The following is a 23,111-nucleotide window of genomic DNA, read 5'->3' on the forward strand; positions in this document are numbered from 1 at the left end:
CGTGCGCACGCCCCGGTTTCCGCAACCTCGCAGAGAAGTTCGGCGCACCGGAGCGGAGCGCCTCGCCGCCCCTCTCGAGCTACTCGCCGGCCGCGCCCGCCTCGGTGACCGAGACGTCGGCACGGGTGAAGTTCATGAACGACCTCGAAGCGGTCGGGCCGCGCTGCCCGAGGTAGCGGGAGCTGTAGATCGCGGAGCCGTAGGGGTGCTCCGCGGCACTCGAGAGCTGGAAGAAGCAGAGCTGGCCGATCTTCATGCCGGGCCAGAGCTTGATGGGGAGCGTCGCGACGTTCGACAGCTCCAACGTGACGTGCCCCGTGAAGCCGGGGTCGATGAATCCGGCTGTCGAGTGCGTGAGCAGCCCGAGCCTGCCGAGCGAGCTCTTGCCTTCGAGCCGAGCAGCGACATCGTCGCCGAGGGTGACGCGTTCGAACGTGGAGGCGAGCACGAACTCGCCTGGGTGCAGCACGAACGGCTCGTCTGGCTTCGACGTGACCAGCCTCGTCAGCTCCGGCTGCTCCTCTGCCGGGTCGATGAACGGGTACCTGTGGTTGTCGAACAGCCGGAAGTACCTGTCGAGGCGCACGTCGATGCTCGAGGGCTGCACGAGCCCGGGCTCGTACGGCTCGAGGCCGATACGGCCCGCTTCGACGCCCTGCTTGATGTCGCGATCGCTGAGAAGCACGTCGTCAGCCTAGTTGGTCGGCGGATGCGCGAGGCTAGGCTGATGACGTGAGCAGAAACGTGTGGACCGTCATCGGCGTCATCGTGGCCGTCGTGATCGCGTGGTGGCTCGTCGACGTGCTCTTCCACTTGGCCTGGATGGTGGCTCGACTGAGCATCGTCGCCGTGGTTGCCGTCATCGTGTTCTTCGTCATCCGCGCGCTCGTCGCCAAACGCGACTGAACCCGACCGGCGCGGTGCCGGTCGGGTTCAGAGTGTCAGCGCAGACCCGCGCGCTCGGGAGCGCAGCCTCAGGCTGGGATGACGTTCGCCTCGAGCTCCTCGGCCGCCCCGTCAGGCGCGGTGAACGCGCGACGCTCGCGAGGATTGGTGGGAGTGTTCGGCATGTTCGGTGGGGTGTTGTCGTTGAGCGGCGTGTACACGTTCGTGCCGATCTTCCGCCGGAACGCGAGCTCGACGCCATCCACCGTCACGTATCTGTCGACGTAGAGGGAGGGCGCCCGGCCGTCGAGCTGAGCGAAGCCGCTGAAGTACATGTCGCTGACGAGGTTCGTGACACCCTCCGTCGGCACGATGGTGCGCAGGTAGGTCATCTGGTAGCTCACGTGCCTGCCCTCAGGGAAGTCGTGTGTGCCGATCGGGTCGAGATTGCTCCAGGATGAGGAGATGCCCGGCGACCATGAGCTCGGACCGGGAAGATAGTGCACCACGATTCGCGTGCCCGTGATGACAGAACTGCTTGTCGTGTGCGTCACCCAGAGCCCGTACGCCCCGTACTCGTGATCCCTACCAGGGTTTCCCGTGATGGTGTATTGCTCTATACCGGAGCCCGGTAGGCCGAAGGCGATCCACCCGTTCAGACCCGGCGGCTGCGCCGGTATCCCTGAGCTCGCCTGGGCTGGAGCGGAGACCGCGATGGCGATCGTCGGCAGCGCCCACGCCGCCGCGGATGCGACCGCCCGTCGACTCGGCCCCTGTTTTTCGGCGCGCAGAATATCGCTCATGTTTCCCCCTGGAAGTATCAAGCAGTGAACCGACATTCCCCCACGTCGGTCCCACTGCAGCGTGCGGTCCACAATGACAGATCTGAAATTGGACCGCAACATTTCGGCGAGTCCGACAGGTACCCGAGGCGAGCCCTCACGGCCGCGCCGCCACCACCCCCAGGTGGCTTCGTTGTACGATGGTGGAGTTCATCGCCCCGGGGTGCTGAATACGCGGATGTAGTTCAATGGCAGAACTTCAGCTTCCCAAGCTGATAGCGCGGGTTCGATTCCCGTCATCCGCTCCACGAAAAAGGCCAGGCCGGTCGCTGGACGCGACCTGGCCTGGCCTTTTCTCTTGCCGCGGTCAGCTCTCGCCGCGACCCGTCTTCTGCTGGAGGCGGTCGATATGCTCCGACGCCTCGGCCTTCGTGATGTCCGCAGGGATCTCTTCGCCAGCCTCGCGGGCAAGCGTGTCGAGGTAGCTGCGCTGCGCGCCGGTCATCGGCTCGTCGCCGGTGACCCAGTTCGAGGGGTCCTTCTCCGTGCCGTTCTCATCGGGCTCGGTTGCTCCGAGCATTTCACCTTCGTGTGTCTCTGCCATACCGGCGAGAGTAGGCGGCTCGCCTGGCTGGCGACCCGACGAATCCTGGGAAGATGTGTTCGAACCCGAGCGCCCTCGATGCCACACGGTGGTAGGTATCAGAAGTCGGCGATGACCAGCTTCTTCATCTGCATCATGTGCTCGTAGCCATCCGGTTTCGCCATGAGCTCCCCCATGTTCGTGGGCACGATCTGCCAGCTCACTCCGAACCTGTCCACCAGCCAGCCGCATTGCTCGGCTTCCGGGACGGCGCTCATCGCGCTCCAGTAGTGGTCGATCTCCGCCTGGTCGGCGCAGTCGACCTCGAGTGAGACGCCGCAGTCGAAGCCGAACTCCTGGCCGGCCCCGTTGTCCATCGCGACGAACCATTGCCCGGCGAGCTGGAAGTCGGCGTACATGACGGCACCCGCCGGAGCGGGACCCGAAGGCGCCGGGTACTCGGCGATCGTGCCGATGCGCGCATCCGGGAACAGGGAGACGTAGAAGTCGATGGCCTCGCGCGCCCTGTTCTGCGCCGCTCCGCCGAAGAGCAGACTCGGCACGATGAACGGCCGGGCCTCGTCGGCCGTGCTCAGCCCGGCGGGATCGACGAACATGAGCTGCCAGCTCACGCCGTAGCGGTCCTCGACCCAGCCGTAGTGCGGGCTGAAGGGGTACTCCTGCAGCGGCATGAGCACCTTGCCGCCATCGCTGAGCGCAGTCCAGAGCTTGTCGAGGCTCGCTCGCACCGACGCCGCGTCGCCGCCGAGCACGCGCGGGTCGAAGTTGAGCATGAACGAGACCGACGGGTTCGGCCTGAACTGGTCGCCGGCGTTGATGAGCGTGAACCGGTACTCGTCGATCTCCACGCCCACGACGAGCGGCAGGCCCGCGAAGTCCTTCTGGAAGTCGAGGAGGTCGGTCTCGGGGTATCGGGCTTCCACGGACGTCGTCGTCTTGGGGAAGCTGGAAGCGTAGAACTCGCCGGCCTCTTCGGCATTCTTGTTGAACCAAAGGTTCGGGATGATCTTCTGCATGACTCGCTGCTCCTGCACGCGTCGGTCGATCTGAGCCCGGTCGGGCCCACTCGCAAAATTACTCCCGACCCCCGACAACGGCGGCGAGCCTCGTGCTCGAGTGGGAGCGAACACCCAGGGTTCGGCTACTGCAGACCCGCGGTGAGTCTCGCAAGATTGTCGAGGACGGTCGAGCGCAGCGGCTGCTTCCGCCACTCGAACATCGTCAGCTCTCGTGACTGCTCGCGGTAGTCCTGCTGCACCTCTCGGAGGTCCTCCACGAAGTCCGAGCTGCGCACCATGAGCGACACCTCGAAGTTCAGCGAGAAGGAGCGCATGTCCATATTGGACGACCCGATGACGGCAACCTCGTCGTCGATCGTGAAGTGCTTGGCGTGCAGGATGGTCGGCGACTTGTACATCCAGATGCGCACCCCCGCGAGCAGCAGGGCCTCGTAGTAGGAGCGCTGCGCGTGGTAGACCATGGCCTGGTCGCCGATCTCCGAGACGAACAGCTCGACGACCACCCCTCGTGCCGTCGCGGTCGTGATGGCATACAGCATCGACTCGTCCGGAACGAAGTAGGGGCTCGTGATGATGATCGACTTCTGGGCGACGTAGAGGAGGTTGAGGAAGAGGCGGAGGTTGTTCTCGCTGGGATACCCGGGGCCGCTCGGCACGATCTGGCAGTCCATCCGCGCTTCCTGCGGCATCGTCTCGACGTCGGTGAGGTCTTCCGGGATGATCGTTCCCGACTCCGAGTACCAGTCGGTGATGAAGACGGCGCTGACGGCGTGCACGGCCGGCCCCTCGAGGCGGACCATGAGGTCGTGCCAGTGGAGGCCGCGGCGGATGTTGCCGCGTTTGTTGTACGTCGAGTCGACGACATTCTGCGAGCCGAGGTAGGCGGAGTTGCCGTCGACGATGAGGAGCTTGCGGTGGTTTCGCAGGTCTGGCCGCTGGTACTCGCCGCGCCAGGGGCGGACGGGGAGCATGTAGTGCCACTCGGCGCCGGCCCGCTCGAGGGCCTTGAGCCGCGACAGCGTGTGCTTGCGGTAGCCGGGCACGCGGATGGAGGCGATGTGGTCGAGCAGGATGCGAACGCTCACGCCTCGGGCGACCGCTCGGTCGAGAGCATCGAAGATCGGCAGCGTGGTGTGGTCGCAGGCGAGGATGTAGAACTCGACATGCACCCACTTCTCTGCCGTATCGATCTCGGCGGCCATCGCGACGATGGTCTCCTCGTAGTCGCCCTGCAGGACGACCTCGTTGTCGCTGATGAGGGGGATGGCCGTGTACGTGCGGTTGAGGGCGACGACGGAGTCGAACCAGGCCGGGTCGCTGTGCTTGGTCGGCTCGACCTCGACGCTCCCGACGGCCATGTTGATGAAGGTCGTGACCTCCTGCTGGCGCTCCATGCGCTTCGTGGGGAGACGGAAGCTGCCGAGGAGCAGGAACGCGATGACGCCGACGTACGGGATGAGGAAGATCGCCATGAGCCAGGCGATGCCGACGCTCGGCTTCCGATTGCGTGGCACGACGATGATCGCGATGACTCGGATGATCAGGTCGATGATCGCGAAGATGAAGCCAGCGCTGATCGTGATGTGCGGGATCTCGGCCATCGGGTCTCCTCGGGGTACTAGGGGACAGCGTAGGCCAAGGGATGCGCGTGAGCGGGACGTGCATCCACGCCCAGAACTTGTTGCACTTTCAGCGATTAGTGCAATACTGCACTAGTGACTGATAGTGCAACGAATCTACGGGCTCGCAAAATGGCGCGGACGAGCCGCGACATCTCGTCGATGGCCCGACGCCGCGCCCTCGATGTCGGCCTTCCCGGCTTCACGATCGAGGAGCTCTGCGAGCAGGTCGGCATCTCCCGAAGGACGTTCTTCAACTACTTCGCCTCGAAGGAAGACGCCGTTCTCGGCATCTCGGCCCGACGAGACACGACCCACCTCGACGAGCGCTTCGTGGCCGGCGGCGACCCCGGGAGCGAGCAGCTGAGCCCTGACCTCCTCGAAGCGCTGACACACCTGGCACTCGAGCGGTGGCGCGAGTCCGACCCGGAGCCGAACTCGGGCGACATCCGCGAAGTCATGGCCGTCATCGACCAGGAGCCGAAGCTCTTCAAGCGGGTGCTCGAGCACATGTCGAGCGACGAGAAGCGAGACGTCGCCCTCGTCGAGCGCCGAGAGGGGCTCCCGACCGGGGACCTTCGCGCCGCCGCAGCCGTGCAGCTCCTCATGTCCATCATGCGGGCGAGTGCCTTCGAGTTCTTCACGACCGACAACACCGACGACATGGAGACGGTCGTCTCCAGACGCGTCGCCGCCATTCGCGCCGTAGTGCAGCGCTGAGGGCGGCGCCTGCCCCTTTTCTCGGGCACGCCTCCTCCCGCTCCCCAGCCTTCCTCTCTCCCCCACCCTTCTCTCCCTCCCCTCTTCTTCCCGCACCGCACTCCTCGAACGGACCCACGCATGACCACCAGTGCACCGGCGCCAGCTGCGCCGCAGTTCCTGCTCACGAAGCGCAGGATCTGGACCATCTTCGGCGCCCTCATCGCCGGCATGCTCCTCTCGAGCCTCGACCAGACGATCGTCTCGACGGCGATGCCGACGATCGTGGGCGAGCTCGGCGGGGTCGACCACCAGGTGTGGATAACGACCGCCTACCTCCTCGCGACGACCATCGTCATGCCGATCTACGGCAAGTTCGGTGACGTGCTCGGGCGACGGAACCTCTTCCTCATCGCGATCGCGATCTTCACGCTCGCGTCGGTGGGCTGCGCCTTCGCGGACAGCTTCTGGGCGTTCGTGGTGTTCCGCGCCATCCAGGGCCTCGGCGGCGGCGGGCTCATCATCCTGTCGCAGGCGATCATCGCCGACATCGTGCCGGCCAGCGAACGCGGCAAGTACCTGGGCCCGCTCGGTGCGGTCTTCGGGCTCTCGGCCGTCGGTGGCCCACTGCTGGGTGGCTACTTCGTCGACCACCTGACGTGGCAGTGGGCGTTCTACATCAACATCCCGGTCGGCATCGCGGCGTTTGTCATCGCCGTGGTGGCGCTGAAGCTGCCGAGCAAGAAGGCGACGAAGCGCATCGACTACCTCGGCGTGCTCTTCTTGTCTGCTGCGACGACCTGTCTCATCTTCTTCACCGACTTCGGTGCGGATGCGCAGCACGGGTGGGCGTCGATGGTCACGTGGGCGTGGGGCCTCGGCCTCCTCGTGGCGGCGGCGATGTTCGTCTTCGTCGAGTCGCGCGCGGAGGATCCGATCATCCCGCTGGGTCTCTTCAAGAACCCGATCTTCGTGAACGCGACGGCCATCGGCCTGACGCTCGGCATCGGCATGTTCGCGGCGATCGGCTTCGTCCCGACGTTCTTGCAGATGTCGTCTGGCACGTCGGCCGCAGCCTCTGGACTGCTCATGCTTCCGATGATGGCGGGCCTCATGGGCACGTCCATCGCTTCGGGAATCCTCATCTCGAAGACGGGGCGGTACCGCATCTACCCGATCGTGGGCACGGTGCTGACCGGTCTCGCGATGGTTGCGATGACCACGTTGACGGCGGATACGCCCATCTGGCTCATCTGCGTGTTCCTGTTCTTCTTCGGGGCGGGTCTCGGGCTCATCATGCAGGTTGTCGTCCTGGTCGTTCAGAACGCGGTGCCAGCGGCCGAGATCGGCACGGCGACGAGTACGAACAACTACTTCCGTGAGGTTGGGGCAGCACTCGGCACGGCGGTGTTCGGCGCGATCTTCACGACGCGACTGACGGAGAACCTCACCTCGGTCTTCACGGCGAGCGGCGCCAGCCCGGCTGACGCGGCGACGGCGACCTCGACGATCGACCCGCAGACGCTCTCGCAGCTGCCGGACGAGGTACGGGACGGGATCGTCACGGCCTACGCCGACGCTCTGGCCCCCGTCTTCTGGTACCTGGTGCCGTTCATCGCACTCGCGTTCCTGCTCTCGCTCTTCCTGAAGCAGATCCCCCTCTCTGATGTTGCCGGGCTTGTGGCTCGTGGCGAGGCGGTCGGCGGGGAAGAGGCGGAACAGCTCGACGCGGCGGCTCGGGAGAGCCGCGAGGCGGGAGATGGTGCCACCCCGAGCGTGGATTCGACGCGGCTCAACTTAAACGGGCCGAGGAGCCGCGACTAGCGGGGTGCCGTCGAGAACGCGCGCGCCGCGCGGAGGGCCGCCTCGACGTGCATCCCCTCGAAGGGGATGACCGCAGTGAGCGCCTCTGCGGTGAGGTCCGGGCCCAGCTCGGCGCCTCGCCGGACGGCTTCCGCGTCGACCTGCTCGGGGGCTGATTCCGGGTCGTCGAGGTCCATGACGGCACCCTCGAACCAGTCGGCGGCGGCGGCGAGCATCTGCTCCTCGCCGAGCACGGGGAGCAGGTGCCGGTCGAGTCCGTCGGCGACGCCGTGGTCAACGGTGCGCCAGGCGTCCCCCGCGTTCTCGTGCCAGTAGACGAATCCGAGCCAGGGCTGCTCCCCGCCTGCCACCCAGCGGCGTCCCGATTCCGAGCTGATGGCGGCTTCGGCGCGTGCCACTCCCCACTCGGGCATGCCGGTGATGAGGTCGAAGCCCCGCCTGTACGTCTCGGAGTGGTCGCGGTCGATGCCGGCAAGGACGGCCCGGCCGTCGGGGAGCGGGGTGAGCCGAGCCCAGCTGCCACCCCCGTCGGAGTAGAACCAGCCGTGCTCGTCGGCGCGGGAGTTGTCGCCACCCTCGCCGAGGATCGCGGTCTCGATGGCCGCAGCGAGCGCCCAACGCCCCCTGATTACCTCGATGGTGGGGAACTGCCGAGTTCGGAATGCTGTCATGCGCTCATCTTTCCAAGCGCCTCCTCGGCGCTGCTGGGTGTTACTTGGAACTGGACCGCGCGCGGCGTCTCGCGGATGCGCGTGCGAGCCACCCTGGGGCCGGTTGCGGGTTCGACCTTCCACGTCCGGCTCTGCGCGGGCGAGATGGTGAGCCGACCCAGGTGCACTTCGTGGTGATGGAAGGTGCAGAGCGCGATGCCGTTGCTCGTGTCGGTGCGTCCACCTCTCGACCACGGGGTGACATGGTGGATCTCGACGGTGTCGAAAGGGAGCTCGCACGCGGGCGCTCTGCACCCGCCGTCTCGGGCGAAGACCGCTCTCCGTTGAGCCGGGCTGAAGAGTCTTCGCTTGCGGCCGAGCTTGAGGACTTCGCCGTCGTCGTCGACGAGCGCAACCCGGATGATGCCATCGCAGAGGATGCGCAGGGCCGCCTCGACCGGGACAGCCTCGCCGCTGTGCTCGAGCCGCGAGATGTCCGCCGGCGTCTCGGCGGCTCCCGCGAGACCGGCCCGCGTGACGGTCATGACCAGGGTGGGCGCTTCGCCGCCGGTCCGGGGCGCGCGTGGGGACTCGGCATGCTGAGCGAAGACCGAGACGAGCGCGTCGATGCGTCGCTGAGAGAAGCTGCGATCGTCCCGGATCTGCGGCTCCTCCTGAGGAGCGAGGGTGCCGCTGGGCTCGTCGCCTGCTTCGCACGCGTGGTCGCGCCGCGGCGAGAGATACGCGTCGAGGACGCGCATGATGGTCTCGCCCTGCTCCGGGGTCGCGAGGAGCCTGCCCTGCACCATGCCGTCAGCGCGACGGGTGAAGGAGAGTCCTCGCTTCGCGGCTTGACGTTCCGCGTTGGGCTCCGCGCCGTCTGGGTCGAGGAAGGCCACCCACACGGCGGCCTGCTTGGCCAGACGCTCCGGCGACGCCGGCTCGTCGTCCTCCTGGGTGAGCCCGCACGCGGCCTGGACGAGCTCGTACTCTGCGCGATCGAGGTCGGCGATATCGACGCTGCCGCCCGCCTCGCGCAGCCCTGCGACGATCGCCGACGCCTGCGAGAGCGTCACCAGCCCTTCCGCGACCGCGACTGCGACCTGGCTCCGTGTGGGCCGAAGCGCCTCGCCCGTCATGCTGATGCGCTCGCGCGTCGCCTCGGCGACCTCGCGAAGCTTGGCCGCCTCGGCTCGGCGAAGGCCGAAGGTCTGCCGCACGGCCTCGTGCACGGACCGGTACCCACCCCGACGCACCAGAGAACCAGAGAAGGCCACCGGCGTGATCTCGTCTCGCCCGAGCAGCTCGGCCGTCATCTCCAAGATCGTCGCGTCGAGCATCCGCTTGCGAGCGGCCAGCTCTTCGAACGCGGCGAAGAACTCGGCGTCGAGCACCGACGAGACGGGCTGTCGCCCGTCGACGAGCGCCGTGACGACGGCCGTGGCTGCGATGACGGACTCTCGCTCGACAGCAGCAACGCTCGCCGGTAGACCCGCGAGGACTCCAGCCCCTGCCCCAGCACCAGCACCAGCACCAGCACCAGCACCAGCACCAGATACTCCACCCGATGCGTGTTCGTCGTCGCCCATCGAATCCCCCCCTCATTGTGCCGGCACCCTCCACCCAAGGCATTTCTGCCTGCGGATTCACGTGCCGAGCTGGCTTCCCCCGAAGCCAATCCCAGCCTACCGTGTATCGAATGTATATTCGAGCCCTGTGAAGAAATCCCACGTCACAGAACAGTAACCGCACGCTGGAATCACCAGCCACGCAGGCGAGCCCGCGCGCCTCCCAGCACACCTTCGACGCTACTTCTGGCAGCCGACATTCGGCGGGCGAGAGCACCCCGCGGGTACCCCGTCCAAGCTGTGTTCCTCCCAGGGCGCGCGCGGGATACTCTTTCGATCACCTCTGCTTCACTTACCGCCCCTGCATCTCAGCGACTGGACGCATCCTTCCGTGGCTCCCACACTCTTCCCCTGGCTCGACCCTGAAACGATCATTCACGGTGCGGGCCCCTGGGCGCTTCTTGTCGTGTGCCTCATCGTGTTCTCGGAGACCGGCCTCCTCGTCGGCTTCCTGCTGCCCGGCGACACGCTGTTGCTCATCACGGGCCTGCTCGCCTTCTACCCGGGCATCGGCTTCGACATCTGGTGGGTGTGCCTCGCCATCGGATTCGCCGCGTTCCTCGGCGGCGAGGTCGGCTACCTGATAGGGCGAAAAGCGGGGCCGAGGATCTTCGAGCGCAAGGAGAGCGGCCTCTTCAGCGTGAAGAACGTCGAACGGACCAACGCGTTCTTCGAGCGCTTCGGCGGCCTCGCGGTCATCATCGCCCGCTTCGTTCCTGTCGTGCGCACCTTCGCTCCGGTGGCCGCGGGCGTCGGCAAGATGGACTACCGGAAGTACACGATCTACAACCTCATCGGCGCGCTCATCTGGGGCGCCGGCCTCACCTTCGCCGGCTACCTCCTCGGCTATGTGCCGGTACTCGGCGACTTCATCCGCGAGTACATCGACGTGATCCTGATCGTCGCGGTGCTCGCGACCGTGGTGCCCACGAGCATCCACTACCTCCTGAACTCGCGGAAGTCCCGCCGCGAGGCCGAGCAGCGCAACCGCGATGAAGCGAAGAACCTCTCGCTTGCACCGAAGGACTTCGACCAGAAGCTCGGCGACTGAACGTCGGAATTCCGGCACCAGCTGCCCAGGCGCGCGGTGGACTCCGCCGCCCCGCGAACCGCCGGTAACAAGGCATGCCACCCTCCCGCGAGACTCGATTCCGCGCGCTGACGGGCGCCTCGAACGCGACGTAGGCTTGCCTGCGCGGCATGCTCTGCCGCGTCTCTCGACGGCGTTGCAGTGAGGAGTTCGGTTCACGGATGAGCGGCATCTGGCGGTACCAGTCGACCTCGATCCCCCTCCGACTGGCGAACGCCGGAGCAGTTGTCGCCCTTCCCCTGCTTGCCGTCGAGCAGCTCGGGGACGTCGCCGTCGGCGGTTTCCTCGTCGCCGTCGCCCTCTTCCCGAGCGTCATCGCGGCACCGCTCGTTGGCGCCCTCCTCGACCGGATGCGCCGCCCGAAGCTGCTCCTCATCATCGGGGGGACGATCACGGCGGCCGCCTACCTCTTCGCCTCACAGCTGGGCACACTGCCGATCGGCGTCATCGCCGTCATCCTCGCGGTCGCCGGGTTCGTGACTCCCGCCTACATGGGCGGCCTCTCGAGTTTCGCGACCGACAACATCGAGCCGGCCAGGAAGGCCTACGCGCAGGACGCGCTCTCCTACACGATCGCCTCGGTGGGTGGTCCGGCGCTGGCGGCGCTCGCGATCCCACTGGCGGGCTCAGCACGACTCGCGATGGTGCTCCTCGCGAGCCTCGCCCTCATCGGGGCGGTGGCCGGGTTCGGCATCCGGATGCACGCGAAGAACGGCCCGGTGGAAGGCCTCGGGCGGACGATCGCTCGCGGCATGACGTACCTCGTCAAGCACAAGCCGATCGCGATCGTCACGATCGCCGGCACCGTCAGCCAGGTCGCCGGTGGCGCGCTCGGCATCGCCGCCATCGCCATCTCCCTGGAGCGGACCGGCTCCGAGGCGTCCGCCGCCTGGCTCGTCACCGCCTACGCGATCGGCGGCCTCGCCGGCGCCCTCTTCATGGCGGTCAGGACCTGGACCACCCGAGGCCCGGTCTGGGTCATGGGGATGGGCTTCGTCGCGACGGGCGTCTTCCTGCTCATCGCGGTGCCGGCGCTCCCGATCGGGTTCGCGTTCGCCGCTGTCCTCATCTCGGGTCTCTTCGCGGCACCGGCAAACGCCGCCATGATGCTGCTCCGCGACAAGGAGAGCAAGCCGAACGTGCGCTCGCAGGTCTTCACGATCGGCGCCGGCCTGCGGGTCACGGCGGCCGCCGTCGGCGCGGCCATCGCCGGGCTCATCGCGGGCTTCGACGCAGGCTGGCTGATCACCGGGATGGCCATCATCTGGATCCTCTCCGGCTCCATCCTCTGGTTCTTCCCGAACCCGCCGGCGCGCACGGGCATCATCCCCGTGCAGAAGGGCCCGCAGGCGCCGTAGCGCGGGCCAGCAGGCCAACCGCCGCCACCTGAGGCGAGTCCGATGCCACGTCCGCGCAGGCAAACGCTGCCAGCCAAGTGGCCAGCAACACGCCCGGTGGAAGGGGCACTTGGCTGGCAGCGTTGGCACTCAGGCCCTGACGACCGCTTGGCCGCCACGGGCCAGCGAGGATGAGCGAGGAGCGAGCAGCGAGCGCTTCCCCGGCCGGCGTGGGAGACTCCCCGGAAGACGCGCGTGCGGCGCCTGAGCGAGCGGAGCATCCCATGACCGAGAACCCCGCCCTGGTGGTTGCCGTCATCGCGCTGGGCTTCGCGGCGGTCACGTTCCTCCTGGTGTGGATGCTGCACGCGGCCCCTCGCCCACCGCGCGACTCCGAGCTCTCCCCAGACGAACGGCGCCGACGAGCCGAGAACCCGGGTCCGGCGCCGACGAGCATCCGCTTCGATCACGGCAACAACTCGAGCTACTGACGCGAGAGACCTCAGCGCGGACGCCAAACGCTGCCAGCCGATGTGCCCCTTCCCGAACTCGGTGAAGGGCACATCGGCTGGCAGCGATCGCGGTGGGGCTGCGGAAGCCGTCGCTAGGCGACGCCCACGAGCAGCCAGACGACGAAGCAGAGCAGGAAGCCGACGAGGCCAAGCACCGTCGTGAGGACGGTCCACGTGCGGAGGCCGTCCGCGACGCCGAGGCCGAGGTACCGGGTGACGACCCAGAAGCCGGAGTCGTTGACGTGTGACAGGCCGAGTGCGCCAAACGCGATGGCGAGGGCGAGCAGCGCGACCTGGATCGTCGAGTACCCGCCGCCGAGGATCGACGCGCTGAGGAGGCCAGCCGTCGTGAGGATCGCGACCGTGGCCGACCCCTGCGCCGCGCGGAGGGCGAGCGAGATGAGGTACGCCATGATCATGAGCGGCATGCCGGTGGCGAGCAGCGTCTCGCTGAGTGCCGCGCCGATTCCGCTCTCGGTGAGGACGCGGGCGAACGCGCCGCCTCCGCCCGTGACGAGGATGACGACCGCGACCGGTGGGAGCGCCGCTTCGACGACGTCGCCGAGCTGCGATGCGCTCCAGCCTCGGCGGATGCCGAGGAAGAAGCTCGCGAGGAGGACCGTCACGAGGAGCGCGAACAGCGGGGCGCCGATGAACGCGAGCACGTTGCGGATGGGGTCGCCGGCCGGCAGCAGCGTGGCGCCGACCGTGCCGAGGGCGATCATGATGAGCGGCGTGACGATGAGCGTCATGACCATGCCTGCGCTCGGCGGCGCGACCGTGCGCGCCTTGGTGGCGGTGCCGGACGCGCCGCCCTCCGAGCCGGACGCGCCTTCGGCGTCGGCGTCGGCGTCGGCGACGATCGCATCCGCCTTCTCCGTGCCGAACTCGGCGAACGACTTCGCCGTGGTCGAGAGCATCGTGAAGTTCTTGCGGTTGAGCCACTTCGAGAAGAAGTGCGAGACGACGGCGAGGACGAGGCAGACGGGGAGGCCGATCATGGTCACCCAGCCGAGGTCGGCGCCGAGGATTCCGGCGCCTCCTACGATTCCGGGGTGCGGGGGCATCGCGACGTGCACGGCGAGCATGATGCCGCCGACGGGCAGCCCGAACTTCACGGGGTCGACGCCTGCCGCCTTGCAGAAGCCGTAGATGATCGGCACGAGGATGATGAACCCGACGTCGAAGAACACGGGGATCGCGAGCACGAGGGCGGCGGCTGTGAGGGCACCGGCGACGCGCTTCGGCCCGAGCAGCTTCGTGAAGCGCCGGGCGAGGCTGGAGGCACCGCCGGAGATCTCGATGATCTTCCCGAGCATCGCGCCGAGCGCGACGAGGATCGCGACCGACCCGAGCACACCGCCCATTCCGGCGATGATCGACTCGATGATGCCGACGCGTGCCGGTTCGAGTTCCGTCTCGGGAACGGTCACGAGCGGCAATCCCGTCGCGAGGCCGACGAGGACGCTCACGATGAGCAGCGCGAGGAAGGCGTGCACCTTGAGTTTGATGATCAGCAGCAGGAGGAGGCCGATACCTCCGGCTGCGATCGCGAGCAGTAGGAATGTGGACAAGTCCGTCTCCTTTGACGAGGGCGCCGACGAGAGCGCTGACGAGGACGCTGACGAGAGCGTTGTTTGGGTGAGAGCGGGGGCTCTTGCTTACGAGTCGGTGGTCTTCGGGGCGAGGGCGAGGATGACGGCTGAGTCGTCGGACGCACCGAGTCCCTGTGCCTGGCCAAGGAGGTACAGCTGCTCGGCGGCGGCGGCGACCGGCGTCGGGAGCCCGACGGCGCGGCTCGCCTTGCCGACGATGCCCATGTCCTTCACGAAGATATCGAGGCGGCTGAGCACTTCGGCGCCGTCCTCGTCGTAGGCCTCGAGGATGCGGGGGCCGCGGTTCGCGAGCATGAATGAGCCCGCTGCTCCGGCGCCGAGCGTCTCGAGGGTCTTGGCCGGGTCGAGCCCGAGGCGCTCGGCGAGTGCAAGCGCTTCCGCTGCGGCCGCGATGTGCACGCCGCAGAGCAGCTGGTTGACGGTCTTCAGCGCCTGACCGTCGCCGGGGCGGTCGCCGACCACGGTGAGGGTGGATGCGAGGAGGCCGAGCACGGGCTGCGCCTTCTCTCGCGCTGCCGGCGTCGCACCGACGACGATGAGCAGGTCGCCCTCGCCCGCGCGGACGGGGCCGCCGGAGAGGGGCGCATCCACGAGCTCGACCGAGTGCTGCTCGAGGCGAGCGACGACGTCGGCGATGCCGTCGGTTCCGACGGTGCTCGTGAGGATCACGACTGCGCCCTCGTCGAGCTTGTCGGCGATGCCGTTCTCTCCGAACAGCACTTCATGCAGCTGCTCGCCGTTGCGGACGGCGAGGAGGACCGCGTCGACGCCGGCGACCGCGCTGGCCGCGGAGGCGTGCGGCACGATGCCCGCGGCGGCCGCGAGGTCGAGGCGCGGCTGCGCGATGTCGAAGCCGTTGACCGTGAGCTGGCTGCTGAGGCGGGTCGCCATCGGCAGGCCCATCGCGCCGAGCCCGAGGACGGCGACGGAGTAGGTGGAGGAGGTCATGGTTGCTCGTTTCTCGGTGCGTGTTGAGATCTCAGCGCTGTTGCTGATCAGTTGGATGCGGGAATGGGTGCGGATGCAGGTGCGTCGACGCCGACAGCGGCGCTCACGTGGAACTTCTCGACGACCCGCGCGAGCGAGTCCTCGTCGCCGACGTTGCCGGCGAACACGACGTAGGGGATGCCGTCGGCCGGTCCCCCGACCGCCTGCCAGAGGGAGACGATGCCGGGCAGCATGGGGCCGCGGACGACGGCGTGACGGATCTCGAGGCCGTTCGTGGCGACGTCGCTCGAGGTGATCCCGCCCTTGGCGATGACGAAGCTCGGCGGCGTCACGCGGAGCGCGTGCGCGACGACCTCGCAGACGGCGGCAGAGACGTCTCTGGAGATCGCGAGGGAAGCGTCCGCGTCGTCGGTCTTCACGAGCTCGCGGCTCGTGTGGAGGATCACGTCGCCGTTCGCGAGCGCTTCGACGACGCGAGTCTTCGCCTCGCCGATGTGCGCGGCTCGGGCGTCCGCGTCGATGATCGCCGAGACGGAGAGCTCGACGGTCGGCAGGTGGGGATGCTCGGTCCGGAGGGCTGCGAGCTGCCGTGTCGTGAGGTCGACGTGCGAGCCGACGACGATCAGGCCGCCGGCAGCGGACTGGGCCACCCCGTCGCGCGCCAGCTGCGCCGGGGTGAGTGGGGAGGCGATCTCCTGCCCGATTCGGGCTCGCACGAACGGCGGCCCGACGCGGTAGAGGAACTGCTTGCCGTCGGCCTCCGCGAGCTCGAGCCCGAGGGCGACGATGCGGATGTCGTCCTCGATGACCACGTCGACGACGATCGGCTGACCGTCGCGCGCATCCTGCAGCACGCTTGCGACCGCTTCTGGGCCGCGACGGATGATATCGAGCGAGAGCACCGTCACATCTGCGGCGGCCCAGCGACCCTTCGTCTTCTCCTCGACCCATTCGGGGAGCGCGGAGCTGCGGAAGCCGAACGTCGCATCCTTCGCGAACTCCGTCTCGGCGACCGGCACGAGCTCGCCGTTCTGCCGGTAGTAGTGGATGCCCCCGATCGTGACCCTTCCAGCGTCGGGAAATGCGGGAACGATGAGGACGCCGTCCGGCACCGGGCCGCCGAGCTCGGCGAGCGTTGCCGCGATGACGTCGGTCTCGAGGGGGAAGTGGCCGCGCAGCGTGCTGTCGCCGCGGCTCACGAAGGCGATTCGGCGCTCGAGGCGCTCCGCCGCGGCGAGGGCTGCCGTCACGATCTCGCGGTTGCGTGCGGCGGCGGATTCGGCGTCGAGGCTGCGCGTGTTCGTGAGGACGTACACGGCGTCGCGGCCCTGTTCGAGGGCCCAGACGAGGTCGTCCTGCTCCCAGCGGGTGAGGACGGGAAGATCGGCGACGGACTGCGTCCCGGTGGGATCGTCGTCGAGCACGATGAGGGTCACTCCGGATTCGCGGACCCGGTCGGCGACCTCCGCAGCGTCGACGCGCACCGGGGCGGGGTACTGCTCGAGCAGTCGGCTTTCATCCATCAGAGAACTCCCTTGTAATCGGATATCAGATATCTTGCGCCCACCGAAGGGGGTTGTCAAGGAGATATCTGATATCTCGAGGGGGGGGAACCGGGTGACGCCTGCGACGCACCGCCGCCGGAAGGAAGTGCGGCGATCAGGCTCGAGGCGTGAGCACGTACTCCTGCAGGTCGTCCGCCGTCTGCTGCATGTGCGACTCCATCGCCGCGCGCGCGGCTGGGCCATCGCCGGAGCGCAGCGCCTCGAGGATCCCCGCATGCTCGCGGATGGCATTCACCTGCACCTGCGGCACCGCGGAGGTCTCGTAGCGGCGCTCGTACATGAACTTCCCGAGCGGCTCGAGCAGCACGCGCAGGAACGGGTTGCCGCTCGCCCGCAGCACGACATCGTGGAACGCGATGTCGGCGGTGACGAAGGTGTGCACGTCGTTCGCGGCGCTCGCCGCGCGCATCTCCTCGAGGTACCCCTCGAGCTTCTCGAGGTCGTCGGCGGTGCGCAGCGGGGCAGCGAGCTCGCAGGCACCCGTCTCGATCATTCGTCGAAGCTGGACGAGCTGCACCGAGGCCTGCGCCTTGCCGCCGGTCGACGTCGCGGCGCGCAGGAGCGGCTCGATGCCGGTCCAGTCCTCCATGGGAAGCACGCGACCGCGAGTCCCGGGAACCGGCTGAACGACTCCCTGCGCCTGCAGCGTCTTGAGGGCCTCGCGCAGCGTGAGGCGGTTCACGCCGAGCCGCTCGGCGAGGTCGATCTCACGCGGCAGCGGCGCCCCCTGGGGCAGCGCCCCCGAGATGATGTCATCGAGGAGCCGGTCGCTGACCGACTGAACAAGCGACGCTCTCGCCATGGTGACCTCCGAACTCGCAATGCTAGTGGGCGCGTCCGGACACCGGCTCACGCGAGCGTCACCGCAGCGTGACGGCGACCTCCACGACGACGTCGTTCGCATCCTCTCCGATGACACGCTGGCGCACCTCGGGCGATGTGAGCGCCACCCCGCGCTCCGCGAGCGCGTCGAAGAGGGCCACGACGGCCGGATGCACGGACCCCTCCGGCAGATCGGCACCGTGCGAGCGCCACACGGCCACGAGGTCGGTTCGCGGCGGCAGCTCATCCGCGAGGATGCGCCCGTCGTGCCACGACTCGTCGTCGGCTTCCGGGAGGCGCGCGACCGGCCAGCAGAAGAGCATCTGCAGCTCGGATGCTCGTGCCGTGCTGCCGGGGGCCTCCCGGAAGGACGTCCAGAACCCGGGCCCCGGCTCGAGCCCAGCCTCGACGCCGCGCCGATGCAGTTCGGCGAATTCCCGGTTCGCGTCCTCATCGCTCGGCGCCGCACCGGCACCGTCCCCGCGGGCGACGCCCCCACCGGCCGCATCGAGGTCAGCGGGCAGCGGGATGACGCGCGCGACGAACGGCGTGGCCCCGAGTCGCCGCTCCTCGACGAGAACCGGGCGCGCGAATGCGGTGAGCACGGCGTCCGCAGCCGTCATGGCTGCATCCTCGACGTCACGTTTCCGCACCACTTCGGCACGATGGTGACGCAGCACGTCGGCTGCGTCTCCGTCTCGGAGCGCCCTCGCGGCGGAGGGCAGCGGCACGCCGGCCGCCCGCAGCGCCTGCAGGAGGGCGCCGTCGCGCACCTGCGACTCGGCGTACCTGCGGTACCCGGTCACCGCATCCACCTCGTACGGGACGAGCGCCTTCGTCTCGTCGTAGTGACGCAGCGCCTTCACGCTGATGCCGGTCGTGTTCGCGAATTCCCCGATGGTGAGCATGCCTCAAGCCTGCCGCCTCCCGTAGGAGGAGAGTCAAGCGGGGCACTCCGCAGACCTGCCCGGCTGGACCAGACGCCTCGAGCTCGCCGGCATGCGCCTCGAGGCGCGAGGCCCGATCAGGCCGCCGCCATCTCGAGCGCCTCCTCCGCACGCTCCGCGCTGCCCTCCGCGAGGCCGCGCTTGAGGGCCGGAGCCAACGCGACACACAGGACCACCCCGACAGCGAGCACCGCGACCTCGGTGACGGTGAGCGCCCAGATGATGCCGGGCAGGCCGAACCAGATGCTCCCCGCGATCACCACGGGGATGAACAGCACCCCTTGGGCGGCCGACATGATGGTCGCGGGAAGGGCACGGCCGGTTGCCTGGAACAGCGACGTGATGAGGCCGGTGAAGCCGTTCGCGATCATCGCGATGAGCTGCGCCGCGAGCACCACGACGCCGATCGCGAGCACGGATGCGTCGGCCACGAAGAGCGCGAACACCTGCTCTCGGAAGCACAGCAGGAGGATGGCCGCGAGCGCGGCGACCCCGCCGACCGTGATGGCGGATGCGCGCAGCGCCGACCCGAAGCGTGCGCCGTCGCCCTTGCCGTACGAGTAGGCCAGGAGCGGCAGCACGCCGAGGGTGACACCCATGATGAGGAACTCGGGCACTTGGGCGATACGCACGGCGACGCCCATCGCCGCGAGCGGCCCCTCGCCGTAGGCCGCGGCGAGGTTGTTGAGCACCAGCGCCGTGACGATGAGGAACGCCGACTGCAGCAGCGTGCCGATGCCGACGCCGAGGACCGGCTTCTGCACGGAGCCCGCGAGGGTGAACCAGCGAGGAGAGAGGCTCACGTGCTCGCTGTTGCGCGTGAGCCAGAGAACGAAGTACGCGACGACGACGAGGTTCGCGAGACCCGTGGCCACGGCCGCCCCCGCCACGCCCCAGTTGAGCACCAGGATGAACAGCGCGTCGAAGGCGAGGTTCACGACGGCGGAGAGCACGAGCGCGACCATGACCTGCTTCGCCGCGCCTTCCGCCCGGACGAGCTGCTCGAGGCAGACCGCCGCGGCGAGGACGGGCACGAAGCCGAGCAGCACCCCGACGAAGGCAGCCGTGGGCGCCGCGACGGATGCGTCGGCGCCGAGCAGCGAGACGAGCGGCGAGAGGAACACGAGCCCGATGGCGGCGACCACGGCCCCCACGACCACCGACCCCCAGAGCGAGTAGGACGCGACCCGCTTGATGGTCGCCGCCTTCGAGGGGTCGCGTTCGGCCCCGCCGAGGAGGCGCGACACGAGCGCCCCTCCCCCGACCCCGAAGACGTTCCCGACCCCCATGACGAGGATGAGGACCGGCGAGCCCAGGGTGATGGCGGCCAGCAGGGCCGTGTCCCCGAGCGAGCCGATGAACCCCGCATTGGTGAGGTTGTAGATCGCTCCGACGATCATCGCGGCCGCCATGGGCACGCAGAGGTGCAGGAGTGCGGTGATGATCGGTGCCGACGAGAGGTACCAGCGGTTCGTGTGCACCGCATCCGGGGCGGCCTCACGGGCTGTCGACAGATCGGCCGTGGTTTGTGCTTCTGGTGGTGTGCTCATGGTTGCTTCTTTCTGGGCAGGACGGAGCGCGCGCCGACACTCGTCGGCACGTGAGGGGATGCGCGACTCGGTCGCGCGCCTCGGAGGGCTAGTCGCGCACTGGCTGCGGGAGCTGAGCCGTGATCTTGGCGAGGAGCGCCTGGAACGCGACTCGTTCATCGGCATCGAGCGGCGCGAGGATCGTCTCGTCTGCGGCGATCATGGCCTCCTCGAAGCCCGCGATGAGCTCGGCCCCGGCGGGCGTGGCGTAGACGCGCTTGGTGCGCTCGTCGCCACCCTCGGTTCGGCGTTCGATGAGCCCTCGCCCCTCGAGGCCGCGGAGCAGACTCGAGACGCTCGCCGGGGTTGTGCGACTCATTCGAGCGAGCTCCGATTGGCTCGCCCCTGGGCTCTGCACGAGGTAGCCGAGCACGAAGCTCTGCGGCCGGGTGAGCTCGCGCTCACGTGTCCAGTCTTCCCCGGCCTTCATCTGCGCCCAGCTGATCCATCGGACGAACTCGAGGGGCGTGCGTGGGGCTGGGGCTGTATCCGACATAGTTAGAACTATGACAGTTAGAGTTCTAACTGTCAAGATAGCCCAGCCCGTGCCCCGCGCCGCACGCGTAGACTGGGCGGATTCACCGGGAGGAGCAACGATGCCCGAACCGAAGCATCCAGAGAAGCGCGCGAAGCCGGAAGCCGGCGTGGCGCGCATCGTCGAGAACATCGACGAGACCGCGGCCATGTTCTCCGAGCCGAAGATCACCGCAGTCGGCATCCCCGCAGTGCTCAACTCGCTCAAGGTGACGACGGCGCAGATGGGCCCAGCCCGCACAGCCCGCACCCTGCTGCGCATCAACCAGAAGGACGGCTTCGACTGCCCCGGATGCGCGTGGCCGGAGGGCAAGCACCGCAGCCCGGCCGAGTTCTGCGAGAACGGCGCGAAGGCCGTCGCCGAGGAGGCCACGAAACGGCGCGTTCCCCCGAGCTTCTTCGCCGAGCACTCCATCGAGGAGCTGCGCACCTGGGACGACTACTCGCTCGGCCAGCAGGGCCGCCTCACGCATCCGATGCTCCTCGAGGAGGGCGGCACGCACTACCGGGCCGTGAGCTGGGACGACGCGTTCGACATCATCGCCGACGAGTTCGCGCAGATGTCGAGCCCAGACGAGGCGATCTTCTACACCTCCGGCCGCACCTCGAACGAGGCGGCGTTCGTGTACCAGCTGTTCGTGCGCGGCCTCGGCACGAACAACCTCCCCGACTGCTCCAACATGTGCCACGAGTCGAGCGGCTCCGCACTCGGCGAGACGCTCGGCATCGGCAAGGGCTCGGTGAGTCTCGAGGACCTCCACGAGGCCGACCTCATCATCATCGCCGGCCAGAACCCCGGCACCAACCACCCGCGCATGCTCACCGCCCTCGAGAAGGCGAAGCTCAACGGCGGCAAGATCATCGCCGTGAACCCGCTGCCCGAGGCGGCGCTCATGCGGTACGAGAATCCGCAGACCGTGCGCGGCATGGTGCTCGGCGGCACCGCCCTCAACGACCTGTTCCTGCAGATCAAGCTGGGCGGCGACCAGGCTCTGTTTCAGGCGCTCGGCCGCATCCTGCTCGACGCCGAGGAGGCGAACCCCGGCACCGTCTTCGACCACGACTTCATCGCCGCGAAGACGTCGGGGGTGGATGCGTACCTCGAGTCCCTCCGCACGCTCGACTGGGCCGAGGTCGAGACCGCGACCGGCCTGAGCGAGGCGGAGATCCGCGAGGCCGGTGAGCTGCTGCTCGCTTCGAAATCGACGATCGTCTGCTGGGCGATGGGCCTCACCCAGCACAAGCACTCCGTGCCGACACTGCGCGACTGCGTCAACCTGCTGCTCCTGCAGGGCAACATCGGCAAGCCCGGCGCGGGCGTCTGCCCCGTGCGCGGGCACTCGAACGTGCAGGGCGACCGCACGATGGGCATCTTCGAGCGGATGCCGGAGTCGTTCCACGACAAGCTCGACGCCGAGTTCTCGTTCGCGTCTCCCCGCGAGCACGGCTACGACACGGTCGAGGCGATCCGCGCCATGCGCGACGGCAAGGCCCGCGTCTTCATGGCCATGGGCGGCAACTTCTCCAGGGCGACACCCGACACGGCAGTGACGGAGGCGGCCATGGAGTCGCTTGCCCTCACGGTGCAGGTATCGACGAAGCTGAACCGCTCGCACGTCGCAACGGGGCGCCGAGCGCTCATCCTCCCCACCCTCGGCCGCACGGAACGCGACCGGCAGGCGGGCGGCACGCAGCGCGTGACCGTCGAGGACTCCATGAGCGCCGTGCATGCCTCCCACGGGCGGCTCGAGCCGGCAAGCGACGAACTGCTCAGCGAGGTCGCCATCGTGACGATGCTCGCCGAACGGGTCCTCACCCGCTCGCGCCCGAACGTGCCGCAGGTGAACTGGGCCGAGCTCCGCGCCGACTACGCGAACGTGCGCGCATCCATCTCCCGGGTCATTCCCGGGTTCGAGGACTTCGAGGCGAAGATCGACGAGCCCGGCGGGTTCGTCCTGCCGAACGGGCCGCGCGACGGCCGCGACTTCTCGAGCATCGGCGGCACCGCGAAGTTCACGGCCAACGAGCTCGAGTACCCGAAGGTCCCCGAGGGGCGCCTGCTGCTGCAGACGCTGCGCTCGCACGACCAGTTCAACACCACCATCTACGGCAAGGACGACCGGTACCGGGGCGTGAAGAGCGCCAGGAGGGTCGTCTTCGTCAACGAGGCGGATGCACGGGACCGCGGCCTCGCCGACGGCGACCACGTCGACATCGTATCGGAGTGGCCCGGCCGCGACGGTTCGCTCGAAGAGCGCCGCAGCGAGCGCCACCGCATCGTCGTCTACTCCACCCCGCGCGGCTGCGTCGCCGCGTACTACCCGGAGACGAACGTGCTCGTGCCGCTCGACTCGACCGCCGATGTCAGCAACACGCCGACCTCGAAGTCGATCGTCGTTCGACTGGAGCGAGCTGCGGCCGAAACGCGCTGAGGAAACTGG

21 protein-coding genes and 1 tRNA gene are annotated in these 23,111 nt (G+C 68.3%); 8 read left to right on the forward strand and 14 right to left on the reverse strand.

What is annotated here, in order from left to right:
* Positions 1–79: 79 nt before the first annotated feature.
* Positions 80–685 carry a dCTP deaminase gene (gene dcd, locus C5E05_RS12075; protein ID WP_104300105.1) on the reverse strand — a complete coding sequence of 202 codons (606 nt, stop codon included), beginning with the start codon at positions 683–685 and terminating at the stop codon, positions 80–82.
* 47 nt (positions 686–732) lie between these two features.
* On the opposite strand from dcd, the gene C5E05_RS20180 reads away from it, so the two are divergent.
* Positions 733–906, forward strand: a complete 174-nt coding sequence (locus C5E05_RS20180) for a hypothetical protein (protein WP_181058052.1) — start codon at positions 733–735, stop codon at positions 904–906.
* Between the two features lie 68 nt (positions 907–974).
* On the opposite strand, the gene C5E05_RS12080 is transcribed toward C5E05_RS20180, so the two are convergent.
* Complete coding sequence (locus C5E05_RS12080) at positions 975–1,688, reverse strand: hypothetical protein (RefSeq protein WP_146081107.1); 714 nt, start codon at positions 1,686–1,688, stop codon at positions 975–977.
* Positions 1,689–1,901: 213 nt separating this feature from the next.
* Between C5E05_RS12080 and C5E05_RS12085 the strand changes: the two genes are divergently transcribed.
* A tRNA-Gly gene (locus C5E05_RS12085) sits at positions 1,902–1,975 on the forward strand.
* A gap of 59 nt (positions 1,976–2,034) precedes the next feature.
* On the opposite strand, the gene C5E05_RS12090 is transcribed toward C5E05_RS12085, so the two are convergent.
* The 3 genes from C5E05_RS12090 to cls form a co-directional block, all read right to left on the reverse strand.
* Positions 2,035–2,271 carry a DUF3072 domain-containing protein gene (locus C5E05_RS12090; protein ID WP_104243732.1) on the reverse strand — a complete coding sequence of 79 codons (237 nt, stop codon included), beginning with the start codon at positions 2,269–2,271 and terminating at the stop codon, positions 2,035–2,037.
* A gap of 98 nt (positions 2,272–2,369) precedes the next feature.
* On the reverse strand, positions 2,370–3,287 hold the full coding sequence (locus C5E05_RS12095) for a VOC family protein (RefSeq protein WP_104244151.1): 918 nt from the start codon (positions 3,285–3,287) through the stop codon (positions 2,370–2,372).
* 125 nt (positions 3,288–3,412) lie between these two features.
* Positions 3,413–4,891 (reverse strand): cardiolipin synthase, encoded by a 1,479-nt coding sequence (gene cls / locus C5E05_RS12100; RefSeq protein ID WP_104243733.1) that lies wholly within the window; start codon positions 4,889–4,891, stop codon positions 3,413–3,415.
* A 150-nt stretch (positions 4,892–5,041) separates the two neighbouring features.
* Here cls and C5E05_RS12105 point away from each other — a divergent pair, with 150 nt between their 5' ends.
* Complete coding sequence (locus tag C5E05_RS12105) at positions 5,042–5,629, forward strand: TetR/AcrR family transcriptional regulator (protein WP_104342074.1); 588 nt, start codon at positions 5,042–5,044, stop codon at positions 5,627–5,629.
* Between the two features lie 120 nt (positions 5,630–5,749).
* Positions 5,750–7,432, forward strand: a complete 1,683-nt coding sequence (locus C5E05_RS12110) for an MDR family MFS transporter (RefSeq protein ID WP_104342075.1) — start codon at positions 5,750–5,752, stop codon at positions 7,430–7,432.
* Here the strand turns inward: C5E05_RS12110 and C5E05_RS12115 are convergent.
* Positions 7,429–8,103, reverse strand: coding sequence for a hypothetical protein (locus tag C5E05_RS12115; protein WP_104342076.1), 675 nt, complete (start codon positions 8,101–8,103; stop codon positions 7,429–7,431). The two genes, C5E05_RS12110 and C5E05_RS12115, sit on opposite strands and share 4 nt — an antisense overlap.
* A complete protein-coding gene (locus C5E05_RS12120; RefSeq protein WP_104342077.1) occupies positions 8,100–9,671 on the reverse strand; it encodes an HNH endonuclease signature motif containing protein in 1,572 nt (523 codons plus the stop codon). The genes C5E05_RS12115 and C5E05_RS12120 overlap by 4 nt, the downstream gene beginning before the upstream one ends.
* 370 nt (positions 9,672–10,041) lie before the next feature.
* Here C5E05_RS12120 and C5E05_RS12125 point away from each other — a divergent pair, with 370 nt between their 5' ends.
* From C5E05_RS12125 to C5E05_RS12135, 3 genes are all read left to right on the forward strand, one after another.
* Positions 10,042–10,761, forward strand: a complete 720-nt coding sequence (locus tag C5E05_RS12125; RefSeq protein WP_104300119.1) for a DedA family protein — start codon at positions 10,042–10,044, stop codon at positions 10,759–10,761.
* Positions 10,762–10,961: 200 nt separating this feature from the next.
* Positions 10,962–12,158, forward strand: a complete 1,197-nt coding sequence (locus tag C5E05_RS12130; RefSeq protein ID WP_104307484.1) for an MFS transporter — start codon at positions 10,962–10,964, stop codon at positions 12,156–12,158.
* A gap of 263 nt (positions 12,159–12,421) precedes the next feature.
* Complete coding sequence (locus C5E05_RS12135) at positions 12,422–12,628, forward strand: hypothetical protein (protein ID WP_104243746.1); 207 nt, start codon at positions 12,422–12,424, stop codon at positions 12,626–12,628.
* A 113-nt stretch (positions 12,629–12,741) separates the two neighbouring features.
* On the opposite strand, the gene C5E05_RS12140 is transcribed toward C5E05_RS12135, so the two are convergent.
* The 7 genes from C5E05_RS12140 to C5E05_RS12170 all read right to left on the reverse strand — a co-directional run bounded on the left by C5E05_RS12140 (position 12,742) and on the right by C5E05_RS12170 (position 20,632).
* A complete protein-coding gene (locus C5E05_RS12140; protein WP_104342078.1) occupies positions 12,742–14,223 on the reverse strand; it encodes a GntP family transporter in 1,482 nt (493 codons plus the stop codon).
* An 87-nt stretch (positions 14,224–14,310) separates the two neighbouring features.
* Positions 14,311–15,213: an NAD(P)-dependent oxidoreductase gene (locus C5E05_RS12145; protein ID WP_104243750.1), complete on the reverse strand. Its 903-nt coding sequence runs from the start codon at positions 15,211–15,213 to the stop codon at positions 14,311–14,313.
* Between the two features lie 47 nt (positions 15,214–15,260).
* On the reverse strand, positions 15,261–16,739 hold the full coding sequence (locus C5E05_RS12150; protein WP_104342114.1) for a four-carbon acid sugar kinase family protein: 1,479 nt from the start codon (positions 16,737–16,739) through the stop codon (positions 15,261–15,263).
* Positions 16,740–16,872: 133 nt separating this feature from the next.
* Positions 16,873–17,580 carry a FadR/GntR family transcriptional regulator gene (locus C5E05_RS12155; protein ID WP_104300127.1) on the reverse strand — a complete coding sequence of 236 codons (708 nt, stop codon included), beginning with the start codon at positions 17,578–17,580 and terminating at the stop codon, positions 16,873–16,875.
* Positions 17,581–17,638: 58 nt separating this feature from the next.
* The gene (locus tag C5E05_RS12160; protein ID WP_104307488.1) at positions 17,639–18,508 is read right to left on the reverse strand and encodes a MerR family transcriptional regulator; all 870 of its coding nucleotides are present in this window, start codon (positions 18,506–18,508) and stop codon (positions 17,639–17,641) included.
* A 116-nt stretch (positions 18,509–18,624) separates the two neighbouring features.
* On the reverse strand, positions 18,625–20,097 hold the full coding sequence (locus tag C5E05_RS12165) for an MATE family efflux transporter (RefSeq protein WP_104342079.1): 1,473 nt from the start codon (positions 20,095–20,097) through the stop codon (positions 18,625–18,627).
* 88 nt (positions 20,098–20,185) lie between these two features.
* Positions 20,186–20,632 (reverse strand): MarR family winged helix-turn-helix transcriptional regulator, encoded by a 447-nt coding sequence (locus tag C5E05_RS12170; protein WP_104243759.1) that lies wholly within the window; start codon positions 20,630–20,632, stop codon positions 20,186–20,188.
* A gap of 187 nt (positions 20,633–20,819) precedes the next feature.
* Between C5E05_RS12170 and C5E05_RS12175 the strand changes: the two genes are divergently transcribed.
* Positions 20,820–23,102, forward strand: coding sequence for an FdhF/YdeP family oxidoreductase (locus C5E05_RS12175; RefSeq protein WP_104342115.1), 2,283 nt, complete (start codon positions 20,820–20,822; stop codon positions 23,100–23,102).
* Positions 23,103–23,111 lie beyond the last annotated feature (9 nt).

Source organism: Pseudoclavibacter sp. AY1H1, assembly GCF_002931055.1.
In the GTDB taxonomy this organism is placed as follows: domain Bacteria; phylum Actinomycetota; class Actinomycetes; order Actinomycetales; family Microbacteriaceae; genus Pseudoclavibacter.

Bases quoted from the DNA above. Each gene is read 5' to 3' on its own strand.
- C5E05_RS12120 (WP_104342077.1), bottom strand. From the start codon at position 9,671: ATGGGCGACGACGAACACGCATCGGGTGGAGTATCTGGTGCTGGTGCT.
- C5E05_RS12170 (WP_104243759.1), bottom strand. From the start codon at position 20,632: ATGTCGGATACAGCCCCAGCCCCACGCACGCCCCTCGAGTTCGTCCGA.
- C5E05_RS12095 (WP_104244151.1), bottom strand. From the start codon at position 3,287: ATGCAGAAGATCATCCCGAACCTTTGGTTCAACAAGAATGCCGAAGAG.
- C5E05_RS12175 (WP_104342115.1), top strand. From the start codon at position 20,820: ATGTTCTCCGAGCCGAAGATCACCGCAGTCGGCATCCCCGCAGTGCTC.
- C5E05_RS12090 (WP_104243732.1), bottom strand. From the start codon at position 2,271: ATGGCAGAGACACACGAAGGTGAAATGCTCGGAGCAACCGAGCCCGAT.
- C5E05_RS12160 (WP_104307488.1), bottom strand. From the start codon at position 18,508: ATGCTCACCATCGGGGAATTCGCGAACACGACCGGCATCAGCGTGAAG.
- C5E05_RS12155 (WP_104300127.1), bottom strand. From the start codon at position 17,580: ATGGCGAGAGCGTCGCTTGTTCAGTCGGTCAGCGACCGGCTCCTCGAT.
- C5E05_RS12080 (WP_146081107.1), bottom strand. From the start codon at position 1,688: ATGAGCGATATTCTGCGCGCCGAAAAACAGGGGCCGAGTCGACGGGCG.
- C5E05_RS12105 (WP_104342074.1), top strand. From the start codon at position 5,042: ATGGCGCGGACGAGCCGCGACATCTCGTCGATGGCCCGACGCCGCGCC.
- C5E05_RS12110 (WP_104342075.1), top strand. From the start codon at position 5,750: ATGACCACCAGTGCACCGGCGCCAGCTGCGCCGCAGTTCCTGCTCACG.
- C5E05_RS12165 (WP_104342079.1), bottom strand. From the start codon at position 20,097: ATGAGCACACCACCAGAAGCACAAACCACGGCCGATCTGTCGACAGCC.
- C5E05_RS12115 (WP_104342076.1), bottom strand. From the start codon at position 8,103: ATGACAGCATTCCGAACTCGGCAGTTCCCCACCATCGAGGTAATCAGG.
- C5E05_RS12130 (WP_104307484.1), top strand. From the start codon at position 10,962: ATGAGCGGCATCTGGCGGTACCAGTCGACCTCGATCCCCCTCCGACTG.
- C5E05_RS12145 (WP_104243750.1), bottom strand. From the start codon at position 15,213: ATGACCTCCTCCACCTACTCCGTCGCCGTCCTCGGGCTCGGCGCGATG.
- C5E05_RS12135 (WP_104243746.1), top strand. From the start codon at position 12,422: ATGACCGAGAACCCCGCCCTGGTGGTTGCCGTCATCGCGCTGGGCTTC.
- cls (WP_104243733.1), bottom strand. From the start codon at position 4,891: ATGGCCGAGATCCCGCACATCACGATCAGCGCTGGCTTCATCTTCGCG.